General features: G+C 64.1%; 7 protein-coding genes. All 7 read left to right on the top strand.

The window, feature by feature from the left end:
* Positions 1-134: 134 nt before the first annotated feature.
* The 7 genes from RUH75_RS01275 to RUH75_RS01245 all read left to right on the top strand — a co-directional run bounded on the left by RUH75_RS01275 (position 135) and on the right by RUH75_RS01245 (position 12,080).
* The gene (locus RUH75_RS01275; protein WP_313801375.1) at positions 135-2,510 is read left to right on the top strand and encodes a glycoside hydrolase family 3 N-terminal domain-containing protein; all 2,376 of its coding nucleotides are present in this window, start codon (positions 135-137) and stop codon (positions 2,508-2,510) included.
* Entirely contained in the window at positions 2,507-4,879 is a 2,373-nt protein-coding gene (locus RUH75_RS01270) for a glycoside hydrolase family 3 N-terminal domain-containing protein (protein WP_313801373.1), read from the top strand. The genes RUH75_RS01275 and RUH75_RS01270 overlap by 4 nt, the downstream gene beginning before the upstream one ends.
* 14 nt (positions 4,880-4,893) lie before the next feature.
* Positions 4,894-6,105: a D-mannonate dehydratase ManD gene (manD, locus tag RUH75_RS01265; RefSeq protein ID WP_313801371.1), complete on the top strand. Its 1,212-nt coding sequence runs from the start codon at positions 4,894-4,896 to the stop codon at positions 6,103-6,105.
* A gap of 146 nt (positions 6,106-6,251) precedes the next feature.
* Positions 6,252-7,550, top strand: a complete 1,299-nt coding sequence (locus tag RUH75_RS01260; protein ID WP_313801369.1) for an MFS transporter — start codon at positions 6,252-6,254, stop codon at positions 7,548-7,550.
* Positions 7,547-8,962: a glucuronate isomerase gene (uxaC, locus tag RUH75_RS01255; RefSeq protein WP_313801367.1), complete on the top strand. Its 1,416-nt coding sequence runs from the start codon at positions 7,547-7,549 to the stop codon at positions 8,960-8,962. Before RUH75_RS01260 ends, uxaC begins: the two co-directional genes overlap by 4 nt.
* Positions 8,959-10,446 carry a mannitol dehydrogenase family protein gene (locus RUH75_RS01250; RefSeq protein ID WP_313801365.1) on the top strand — a complete coding sequence of 496 codons (1,488 nt, stop codon included), beginning with the start codon at positions 8,959-8,961 and terminating at the stop codon, positions 10,444-10,446. Before uxaC ends, RUH75_RS01250 begins: the two co-directional genes overlap by 4 nt.
* A complete protein-coding gene (locus RUH75_RS01245) occupies positions 10,446-12,080 on the top strand; it encodes a DUF5597 domain-containing protein (RefSeq protein ID WP_313801364.1) in 1,635 nt (544 codons plus the stop codon). Before RUH75_RS01250 ends, RUH75_RS01245 begins: the two co-directional genes overlap by 1 nt.
* Positions 12,081-12,091: the final 11 nt, after the last annotated feature.

The following is a 12,091-nucleotide window of genomic DNA, read 5'->3' as shown; positions in this document are numbered from 1 at the left end:
TTCCTCTCCTTCCTGCCATGACCCGGATGGAAGGGCATTGACAGGCTGCTATTGTCTGAGCAATGTTAACGCTATCAGTTATGGTGGGGCAAGCAAAAAGCTTAAAGCCGCCGCAAAAAGGGAGAGGCTGTTTCGTGATCCGGTCCTGCAAGCTGTTGTGCGCGGTTTCCGCGCTGACCCTGATGGTTGCGACGCCCTTTGCGCCCGTTATGGCCGCGCCTGCGGCGACAAGCGCCAAGCCGCTCTACAAAGATGCCGGCGCCCCCATCGAATCGCGTGTGGACGACCTGCTGTCGCGGATGACGCTGGACGAGAAAATTGCCCAGATTACCGCCGTCTGGACCGATAAGGTCAAGGTCTTTGATGACCGGCTGCAACTCGATCCATCGAAACTGGGGCAGGTCTATCCGAACGGCATCGGCCAGTTCACCCGTCCTTCCGATGCCAAGGGCGCCTTCTCCCCCCGCGAAGTCCCCGGCCGCGATCCGCGCCAGACGGTGGCGCTGGTCAACGCGCTGCAACGTTGGGCCACAACCCGGACGCGGCTTGGCATCCCCATCCTGTTCCATGAGGAAGGGCTGCACGGCTATGCGGCTGTTGGCGCTACCAGCTTCCCGCAATCGATCGCCATGGCCTCATCCTGGGACCCGGACATGCTGCGGGAGGTGAACGCGGTCATTGCCCGCGAAATCCGTGTCCGTGGCGTCAGTTTGGTTCTCTCGCCCGTGGTCGACATCGCCCGCGATCCGCGCTGGGGACGGATCGAGGAAACCTATGGCGAAGACCCCTATCTGGTTGGGGAAATGGGCGTCGCTGCCGTCGAAGGCTTGCAGGGCAAGGGCCGCTCGCGCCTGCTGCCGCCCGGCAAGGTCTTTGCCACGCTGAAGCATCTGACCGGCCATGGCCAGCCCGAAAGCGGCACCAATGTCGGTCCGGCGCCCGTATCGGAACGAGAATTGCGCGAGAATTTCTTCCCGCCCTTCGAACAGGTGGTGAAGCGCACCGGAATCGAGGCGGTGATGGCCAGCTACAATGAAATCGATGGCGTGCCATCGCACGCCAATCGCTGGCTGCTGCACGACGTGCTGCGCGGCGAATGGGGCTTCAAGGGCGCGGTCGTCAGTGACTATTCGGCGGTCGACCAGCTGATGAGCATTCACCATATAGCCGGCAATCTGGAGCAGGCGGCGGGTCGTGCTCTGGATGCGGGCGTGGATGCGGACCTGCCCGATGGTCTGTCCTATGCCACGCTCGCCCGCCAAGTGCGCGAGGGCAAGGTCAGCGAAGCGCAGGTCGATCAGGCGGTGCGGCATATGCTGGAGCTGAAGTTCCGCGCCGGGCTGTTCGAAAATCCCTATGCCGATGCTGCTGCCTCGGAAAGGATCACCAATAATGCGGAGGCCCGCGCCCTCGCGCTGAAGGCGGCGCAGCGGTCGATCACCCTGCTCAAGAATGACGGCATGTTGCCGCTGAAGCCCGAAGGCACCATTGCCGTCATCGGGCCGAGCGCCGCCGTGGCGCGGCTGGGCGGCTATTATGGTCAGCCGCCGCACACGGTTTCGATCCTTGACGGCATCAAGGCCAAGGTCGGCGCGAGGGCGAAGATTGTTTTCGCGCAGGGCGTGAAGATCACCGAAAATGACGACTGGTGGGAGGATAAGGTCACCAAATCCGACCCCGCCGAGAACCGCAGGCTGATCGCGCAGGCGCTGGAGGCCGCGCGCAATGTCGACCGTATCGTCCTGACGCTGGGCGATACCGAACAGTCGAGCCGTGAGGGTTGGGCCGACAATCATCTGGGCGACCGGCCGAGCCTCGATCTGGTGGGTGAACAGCAGGAGTTGTTCGACGCGCTGAAGGCATTGGGCAAGCCGATCACCGTGGTCCTGATCAATGGCCGCCCGGCCTCGACGGTCAAGATATCGGAACAGGCGAACGCCATCCTCGAAGGCTGGTATCTGGGCGAGCAGGGTGGCAATGCCGTGGCGGATATACTGTTCGGCGACGTCAATCCGGGTGGCAAGCTGCCTGTCACCGTGCCGCGCTCGGTCGGGCAACTGCCGATGTTTTACAATGCCAAGCCCAGTGCGCGGCGCGGTTATCTGTTCGACACCACCGATCCGCTTTATCCTTTTGGCTTTGGCCTGAGCTACACCAGTTTCGACCTGTCGGCGCCGCGCCTGTCCGCGACGAAGATCGGCGTGGGCGGCTCGGCCAGCGTTTCGGTGGACGTGCGTAACAGCGGCCAGCGCGCGGGCGATGAGGTCGTCCAGCTCTATATCCGCGACAAGGTCAGTTCCGTCACGCGGCCGATCAAGGAATTAAAGGGCTTTCAGCGCGTGACCCTGAAGCCCGGCGAAACACGCACCGTGACCTTCACGGTCGGGCCGGAAAGCCTGCAAATGTGGAACGACCATATGCAGCGCGTGGTCGAGCCGGGCGATTTCGAGATCATGACCGGCAACAGCTCGGTCGCGCTGAAATCCGCGACGCTGACGGTGACGCCGTGAGCCGTTTTGCCCGCCGTCAGGCATTGGGGCTGCTGGCCTCCACCTCCCTGTTCGCGGCGGCGCCCGGCTTGGCGAAGGGGAAGGGCGGTCCGCTTTACAAGGATGCGTCCGCGCCTATCGACCTGCGCGTGCGTGATTTGCTGTCGCGCATGACGCTGGAGGAGAAGGTTGGCCAGATCATCGCGCTCTGGGCGACCAAGGCCGACATCATGGATGACCTGACCTTCTCGCCCGCCAAGGCGAGCAAGGCCTATCCCCATAGCTTCGGCCAGATCACCCGCCCCTCCGACCGGCGCGGCGCGCCCAATGGCTCGACGCAGGCGGGGGGCGTGGGCGCGCGCTGGCGCACGCCCGCCGATACGGTCGCCTTCGTCACCGCCGTCCAGAAATGGGCGATTAACGAAACCCGGCTTGGCATCCCGGTGCTGTTCCATGAGGAATCGCTGCACGGTTACATGGCGACGGACGCGACGATGTTCCCGATGGCGATCGGTCTTGCGGGTAGCTTCGACCGTCAGTTGATGGAGGATGTCCAGTCCGTGATCGCCCGCGAGGTTCGGGCGCGCGGCGTCCATCTTGCTTTGTCCCCGGTGGTCGACATCGCCCGCGACCCGCGCTGGGGCCGGATCGAGGAAACCTTTGGCGAAGACCCCTATCTCTGCGGTGAGATGGGCGTGGCCGCCGTACGCGGCCTGCAAGGAGAGGGTAGTCAGATCGGCCCGGACAAGGTCATGGCGACGCTCAAGCACATGACCGGCCACGGCCAGCCCCAAAGCGGTGAGAATATCGCCCCCGCGCCGATATCGGAGCGGGAACTGCGCGAGAATTTCTTCCCGCCCTTCCGAGAGGTGGTGAAGCGCACCGGCATCGCCGCTGTCATGCCCAGTTACAATGAGATTGACGGCGTGCCATCGCACCAGAATCGCTGGCTGTTGAACGACATCCTGCGCGGCGAATGGCATTTCGACGGCGCGGTGGTCAGCGACTATGGCGCGGTCCACGAACTCGACACCATCCACCATGTCCAGCCTGATCCTGAAGCCGCCGCCCGCGCTGCGCTTCGGGCAGGCGTCGATTGCGAGCTGCCCGATGGCCAGACCTATCGGACGCTCGTGGAACAGGTCCGCGCTGGAAAAGTGCCTCTTGAAGCCGTCGATCTGGCCTGCACCCGGATGCTGACGCTCAAGTTCCGCGCGGGCCTGTTCGAAAATCCCTGGCCACGCAAGGATCATGACCGGCTGACCGGCAATGCCGAAGCCCGCGCGCTGGCGCTGAAGGCGGCGCACCGTTCGATCGCGCTGCTCAAGAATGACGGCACGCTGCCGCTCACCCCCGGCGCGCACAAGCGGGTCGCGGTGATCGGTCCCAATGCCGCCATAGCGCGGCTGGGTGGCTATAGCAGCGTGCCGCGCCAGACCGTCTCGCTGCTGGAAGGCGTGCAGGCGAAACTCAAAGGCAAGGCGGAGATCGTCCACGCACAGGGTGTGTTCATCACCCAGAGCGAAGATCGGTCGGCGGACGAGGTACTGTTGGCGGACCCCGCAAAAAACCGCGAACTGATCGCGCAGGCTATAGAGGTCGCGAAGTCCGCCGATATCATCCTGCTCGCCCTTGGCGATACCGAGCAGACCAGCCGGGAGGGTTTCGCCGTCAACCATCTGGGCGACCGCACCAGCCTGGATCTTGTGGGCGAGCAGAATGCACTGTTCGCGGCGATCAGAGCGACCGGCAAGCCCGTGGTGGTCTGCGCGATCAATGGCCGTCCGCCCAGCTATCCGGCGGTGGTGGATGGCGCCAATGCACTGCTGGAGTGCTGGTATCCGGGGCAGGAGGGCGGCGCCGCCATGGCCGACATCCTGTTCGGGGACGCCAATCCGGGCGCGAAGCTGCCCGTCACCGTGGCGCGCGACGCGGGGCAGATCCCGATCTTCTACAATCGCAAGCCCTCCGCCCGGCGCGGCTATGTGTTCGAGGATATCCGTCCGCTTTTCCCCTTCGGTTTCGGCCTCAGCTACACCCGCTTTGAATTTGGCAAGCCGCGACTTTCCGCCGGGCGCATCGGCGTCGGCGGCGATGTGACGGTAGAGGTCGACGTCCGCAATATCGGGCAAAGGGCGGGGGACGAAGTCGTCCAGCTCTATGTCCGCGACCAGACCGCCAGCGTCACCCGGCCGATCAAGGAATTGAAGGGCTTCGAACGCATCACGCTTGCCCCCGGCGAGAGCCGCACGGTCCGCCTGACGCTGACGCGCGCCGCCTTCACGCTGTGGAATCTCGACATGGAAGAAGTGGTCGAACCGGGCCTCTTCGACATCATGACCGGCCCGGACAGCAAAAATCTCCAGAAAGCCACGCTCGAAATCATCTGAACAGGACCATGCTTATGCCCAAGATCATCGACGCCAAGGTCATCGTCACCTGCCCCGGCCGCAATTTCGTCACCCTCAAGATCATTACGGATGAAGGTGTTTACGGTCTGGGCGATGCGACGCTCAACGGCCGGGAAATGTCGGTCGCCAGCTACCTCACCGACCATGTGATCCCCTGCCTGATCGGACGGGACGCGCACCGGATCGAGGATATCTGGCAATATCTCTACAAGGGCGCCTATTGGCGGCGCGGCCCCGTCACCATGACAGCCATCGCGGCGGTCGACATGGCGCTGTGGGACATCAAGGGCAAGATTGCCGGGCTGCCGGTCTATCAGTTGCTGGGTGGCGCGAGCCGCGAAGGGGTGATGGTCTATGGCCATGCCAATGGCACGACGATCGAGGATACGGTCAAGGTAGCGCTGGACTATCAGGCGCAGGGCTATAAGGCGATCCGCCTGCAATGCGGCGTGCCGGGCATGGCGTCGACCTATGGCGTGTCGAAGGACAAATATTTCTACGAGCCCGCCGATGCGGACCTGCCGACGGAGAATGTCTGGAACACCAGCAAATATCTGCGCGTGGTGCCGGAACTGTTCCAGGCGGCGCGGGAGGCTATGGGCTGGGACGTGCATCTGTTGCACGACATCCACCACCGGCTGACCCCGATCGAGGCGGGGCGTCTGGGCAAGGATCTGGAACCTTATCGCCCGTTCTGGCTGGAGGATGCGACGCCGGCGGAAAATCAGGAAGCCTTCCGGCTGATCCGCCAGCATACGACCGCGCCCTTGGCCGTGGGGGAAATCTTCAACTCGATCTGGGACGCGAAGGACCTGATCCAGAACCAGCTGATTGACTATATCCGCGCGACCGTGGTGCATGCGGGTGGGATCACTCATCTGCGCCGTATTGCAGCGCTGGCCGATCTCTATCAGGTCCGTACCGGCTGCCATGGCGCGACTGACCTCTCGCCAGTGTGCATGGCGGCGGCGCTGCATTTCGATCTTTCGGTGCCCAACTTCGGCATTCAGGAATATATGCGCCACACGGAGGAAACCGATGCGGTATTCCCTCATGGCTATACCTTTGCCGACGGCATGATGCATCCGGGCGACGCGCCGGGGCTGGGCGTCGACATCGATGAGGAACTGGCCGCGAAGTACGAATATAAGCGCGCTTTCCTGCCGGTGAACCGGTTGGAAGACGGCACGATGTTCAATTGGTGATGGCAGTGTTCACGTCATTCCTGCGCAGGCGGGTCGGAAGAGAGGCGCGTGACTCTCTTCGACATCTCCCACGCCATCCCCAGTCTTCACGTACGGAGATGGATTCCCGCCTTCGCGGGAATGACGAAGTTCTTTTGGAGAGGGTCATGACCAGCCCCCCTATCCCCAAACCCTCCGGCAAGATCCGCTGGATCGTCTGCGCATTGCTCTTCGCGGCCGTGGTGCTGAGCTATATCGACCGCCTTGTCCTGCCGACGCTCAAGCCCGACCTCCAGGCCCGCTATGGCTGGAGCGAGAGCGGCTATGCCGACCTCGCCATCTGGTTCCAGGCGGGCTACGGCATAGCCTATGTCTTCTTCGGCCGGTTGATCGACCGGATCGGCGCGCGGACGGGCTATGCGCTGGCCGTCGCCTTGTGGACGGTTGGCCACGTCATGCACATCTTCTTCACCTCTACGGCGGGAATGCTGCTGGCCCGGGTGCCGCTGGCGATCGGGGAGGCAGGGACTTTCCCCGCCGCCATCGCCGCGACCAATGAATGGTTCCCCAAGAAGGAGCGCGCCTTTGCCATCGGCATCTTCAACGCCGGGTCGAATGTCGGCGCGATCCTGACGCCGCTGATCGTGCCGGTCATCGCCGTTACCATGGGCTGGCGCTGGGCCTTCATCCTGACCGGACTGCTGACGGTGATCTGGCTGGCTGCGTGGCTCGGCTTCTATCGGCTCCCGCGCGAGAAGAAGGGGCTGTCCACGCAAGAACTGAACTGGATCGAGGCTGATCCCCAGGAACCCCGGCGCCCGGTCAAATGGGCTACCCTGTTCCGCCATCGCCAGACATGGGCCTATATGACCGCCCGTTTCCTGATCGATCCGGTGTGGTGGACCTTTCTCTTCTGGCTGCCCGACTTCTTCAACAAACAATATGGCGTGAAGATGCTGGACTTCGGCCCGCCGCTGATCGCCGTCTATCTGATGGCGGATGTGGGTTCGGTCGCGGGCGGTTGGCTGTCCTCTCGCCTCATCGGCCGGGGCATGAGCATCAATCGCGCGCGCAAGACCGCCATGTTCTGCGCCGCCATGTGCGCCCTGCCCATCGCCTTCGCCGCACAGGCGTCCAGCATGTGGGTCGCGGTCGGGCTGATCGGCCTTGCCTGCGCCGGGCATCAGGGCTTTTCCGCCAATGTCTATGCGCTGCCGGGCGATCTCTTTCCGCGCTGGATGGCGGGGTCCGTGGTGGGACTTGGTGGCCTCGCAGGAGCGATGGGCGGGATGCTGATGGCCAAGTTCGCGGGCGTCATCCTGGAAACCGTCGGCAGCTTCCAGCCTATCTTCATCGTCGCTTCCTGCGCTTATCTGATCGCACTTTTCACTGTTCATTGCATCGTGCCGCGCTATCAGGGCGTTGCCACCGGTGGCACAACCGGTGCGACAGGAGTAATTTCGTGACCAAACCCCTTCATCTCCACCCTGATCGGCTGTTCCCGTCCGACCCGCGCACGCGCGACATCGCTCGCGCGCTCCATGCTACCGTCAAGGAACTGCCGATCGTCAGCCCGCACGGGCATACCGACCCGCGCTGGTTCGCCTATGACCAGCCCTTCGCCAATCCTTCCGACCTGCTGATCGTGCCGGACCATTATGTGTTCCGCATGCTGATGAGTCAGGGCGTGAAGCTGGAGGAACTTGGCGTCCCCACCGTCGACGGCAGCCGAACGGAAAACGATCCGCGTACCATCTGGCACCGCTTTGCCGCGCATTACCACCTGTTCCGTGGCACGCCTTCGCGCATGTGGCTGGACTGGGTCTTTGCAGAGGCCTTCGGCATCGACGTGCGGCTGGAGCCGGAGACGGCCGATCATGTCTACGACATTATCGACGCCGCGCTGAAGACCGACGCCTTCCGCCCCCGCGCCCTGTTCCAACGCTATAATATCGAGGTCATCGCCACCACCGAAGGTCCGCTCGACCCGCTCGATCATCATCGCGCGATCCGGGAATCGGGTTGGAGCGGCAGGGTCGTCACGGCCTATCGCCCCGATCCGGTGATGGACCCCGACGATCCGCGCTTCATCGACAATGTCCGTCGTTTCTGCGCCATGGCGGGGGAGGATGCGGGCAGCTTCGCCGGTTATCTGCGCGCCCATGAGAAGCGCCGGGCGGATTTCCGCGAAGCGGGCGCCACTTCGACCGATCACGGCCATCCCTCGGCCTTCACCGCGCATCTCCCCCCCGCCGAGATCGAGGCGCTATACGCCAAGGTGACGAGCGGTCCCGTCAGCGCGCGGGAAGCCGAACTGTTCCGCGGCCATATGCTGGTGGAAATGGCGCGCATGTCGATCGAGGACGGTATGGTGATGCAACTCCACCCCGGCGTCCATCGCAGCCACAATGCCGCCGTGCTGGCCCGCTTCGGCAGGGATAAGGGCGGCGACATCCCGACAGCCGGTGAATTCGTGCGGGCGTTGAAACCCCTGCTCGACCTCTATGGCAATGATCCGCGCCTGACGCTGATCCTCTTCACCCTGGATGAGGATGTCTATTCCCGCGAACTGGCGCCACTGGCGGGCCATTATCCTGCGCTCAAACTGGGCCCGCCCTGGTGGTTCCACGATAGCCCGGAAGGGATGCGGCGTTTCCGCGAGCGCGCGACGGAGACGGCGGGCTTCTACAATACAGTGGGCTTCAACGACGACACCCGCGCCTTTCTGTCGATCCCGGCCCGGCATGACGTCGCCCGCCGGATGGATTGCGGCTGGCTCGCCCAGCTCATCGCCGAGCACAGGCTGGAGGAGGACGAAGCCTTCGAACTGGCCCACGCCCTTGCCTATGACCTTGTGAAGAAGGCTTACAAGCTGTGATCCGCCTGTCGTCCGCGACGCTCGACGCTCTGCCGGCCGATGTGATCCGCCCGACTTATGATCGCGCGGCGGTCAAGGCGGGCGTCGTCCATCTTGGCATCGGCGCGTTCCACCGCGCGCATCAGGCGGTGCTGTTCGATGATGTCCTGAATGCGGGCGATCTGCGCTGGGGCATCGTCGCCGCTTCGCTGCGCTCGCCCGCCGTGCGGGAGCAGATGGCGCCGCAGCATGGCCTCTATACCATGCTGGTCCGTGACGGCTCTTCGGAGCAGGCGCGGGTCATCGGCGCAGTCCAGCGCGTCATCGTCGCGCCGGAAGAGCCGCGGGCGCTGCTGGCCGCGCTGGCCTCGCCCGAAACGCATATCGTCACGCTGACCATCACGGAGAAGGGCTATAAGCTCGACCCCGCGACCGGCGCGCTGATCGAGGAGGATGCCCAGCTCGCCGCCGATCTCGTCTCGCTGGAAAGCCCGCAGACAGCGCCCGGCTATCTGGTGGCGGCGCTGGCGATGCGCAAAGCGGCCGGCCGGCTGCCCTTCACCGCCATCAGCTGCGATAATCTGCCGCACAACGGCACCCGGCTGCGCAACGCCGTGCTGGCGCTGGCGCGCCGCCATGACCCGGCTCTGGCGGACTGGATCGCTGAGGAGGGGGCCTTTTCTGAAACCATGGTCGACCGCATCGTCCCCGCGACCACGGAAGAGGATATCGCCGCGCTCTCCACCCGCCTCGGCGTGAGGGGCGTTCCCATTGAAGATAGGGCAATGGTCAAGACCGAACCCTTCATCCAGTGGGTGATCGAGGACCGGTTCTGTGGCCCGCGCCCTGATTTTGCTGCGGGCGTGCAGGTTACGGCTGCGGTCGCCCCCTGGGAGGAAGCCAAGCTGCGCCTGCTCAACGGATCGCATAGCGGCATCGCCTATCTGGGCGCCCTTGCCGGGATCGAGCATGTCCATGAAGTGCTGGCTTTGCCGGAGGCACGGATGTTTGTCGAAACGCTCTGGGATGAGGCGCAGACGACGCTATCCCCACCGCCGGAACTGGATGTGGCCGCCTATCGCAAGGAATTGATGGCGCGCTTCGACAATCCGACGCTGCGCCATCGCACGCGCCAGATCGCCATGGATGGGTCGCAGAAGCTGCCCCAGCGCCTGCTCGCCACCATCGCCGCGCGGCTGGCGGCGGGGCAGGGGATCGAGGCGCTGTCGCTAGGCGTCGCGGCCTGGGTCCGCTGGCAGGCGGGGCAGGATGATCTGGGCGAGAGTCATAAGGTGGACGATCCGCTGGCCGGCGCCATTGCCGCTTGCCTTGCCGACGCCAGCACGGTGGGCGAGCGCGTCGATGCCATCCTCGGCTTTGATGCCGTCGTTCCACCCGCGCTGGCGACGAACGGGGACTTCCGCGCCTCGCTCATCCACTGGCTCGCCATCCTCGAAACCCAGGGCGCGCGCGTCGCGCTCGCCACCTTCCACGGAGAGAAATGATGCATCTCGCGAAGATCGGCGCTGCCGTCTCTGCGCTCGCCCTGGCCGCCACTGCGCAGGCCGAGCCGCCAAGGCTGGTGAAGCAGGGCAGCGCCACCCAGCTTAGCGTTCAGGGCAAGCCGATGCTGCTGATCGCAGGCGAGCTGGGCAATAGCAGCGCATCCAGCGCCACCTATATGGCGCCGCACTGGAAGCGGTTGAAGGCGATGCACCTCAACACCGTGCTGGTTCCGGTGTCCTGGGAGCTGATAGAGCCGGTCGAGGGCAGGTTCGACTTTTCCCCGGTCGATGCGCTGATCCGCGATGCGCGGGCCAACGGTCTGAAGCTGGTCTTCCTCTGGTTCGGCGCGTGGAAGAACAGCATGTCGACCTATGTGCCCGCCTGGGTCAAGCGCGATCAGGCCCGGTTCCCCCGTGCGCAGCTGCCCAATGGGCAGGGCGTTGACATCCTCTCCTCCATGGCGCCCGCGACGCTGGAGGCGGACCAGAAGGCCTTTGCCGCGCTGATGGCGCATATCAAGGCAGTGGACGACAGGCAGAACACCGTGCTGATGACGCAGGTGGAAAATGAGATCGGGATGCTGCCGGTGGCGCGCGATTATGGCCCGCTGGCCGACGCCGCGTTCAAGGGGCCGGTGCCCGCCGAACTATTGGCCTATCTCCAGCAGCACCGGGACAGTCTGGTGCCGCAGATGAAGCAGCTCTGGGAGGAGCAGGGAGCCAGGACCAGCGGCACGTGGGCGGAGGTGTTCGGTCCCGGTCATCAGGCCGAGGAGATCTTCACCGCCTGGACCTATGCGCGTTTTGCCGATGCGCTGACCCGCGCGGGCAAGGCGGCCTATGCCATGCCCATGTATGTCAATGTGGCATTGAACCGCCCCGGCCGGCTGCCCGGCGAATATCCGAGCGGCGGGCCGTTGCCCCATCTGATCGACGTGTGGAAGGCCGGAGCGCCCGCGATCGATTTCCTGGCGCCTGACATCTATTTCCCGAACTTCGTGGATATTGTGAACATCTATAAGCGGGTGGACAATCCGTTGTTCATTCCCGAAGCCAATAATGCCGATCATCCGCAGGTTCCGGGAAATGCCTTTTACGCGATCGGAAAGCTGGATGCGGTCGGTTTTGGCCCCTTCTCCATCGAGTCGATCGATGAGAAACCGGGCGCGCTGGGCGAGGCTTATGGCCTGCTGGAGCAACTCAGCCCGCATATTCTCGCCGCGCAGGGGCTGGGGCGCATGTCGGCCTTCCGGCCCAAGGCGCTCTATGACGAAACGCTGGTCTACGAGCCGGTGACGGAAAAGATCGGCAATTACCGCTTCACCGTCGCCTTTGCCGATATCCAGAAACCTGTTTCCACCCCTGATACCGGTAACGCCGGTGGCATCATCATCCAGACCGGTCCAGAGGATTATCTGATCGCCGGGCAGGGCATCACCGTGACCTTCGCACCCGTCGGAGTCGGGCCGAGTCTCGCGGGAATCGACAGCGCCTGGGAGGGGCATTTCGATGCGCGGGGCAATTGGGTGCCCGGTCGGCTGCTGAATGGCGATCAGACCCATCAGGGGCGCCATATCCGCCTGCCTGCCGGGGATTTCCAGATCCAGAAAGTCCGTTTGTACCGTTACCAATAAAGCTGTCACCG

The organism is Sphingobium sp. (assembly GCF_032153725.1).
In the GTDB taxonomy this organism is placed as follows: domain Bacteria; phylum Pseudomonadota; class Alphaproteobacteria; order Sphingomonadales; family Sphingomonadaceae; genus Sphingobium.
The sequence above is the reverse complement of the archived record's forward strand: the minus strand, read 5'-3'. Positions and strand labels throughout refer to the sequence as shown.

Coding starts and splice junctions, on each gene's coding strand:
- manD (WP_313801371.1), top strand. CDS start 4,894: ATGCCCAAGATCATCGACGCCAAGGTCATCGTCACCTGCCCCGGCCGC.
- RUH75_RS01260 (WP_313801369.1), top strand. CDS start 6,252: ATGACCAGCCCCCCTATCCCCAAACCCTCCGGCAAGATCCGCTGGATC.
- RUH75_RS01245 (WP_313801364.1), top strand. CDS start 10,446: ATGCATCTCGCGAAGATCGGCGCTGCCGTCTCTGCGCTCGCCCTGGCC.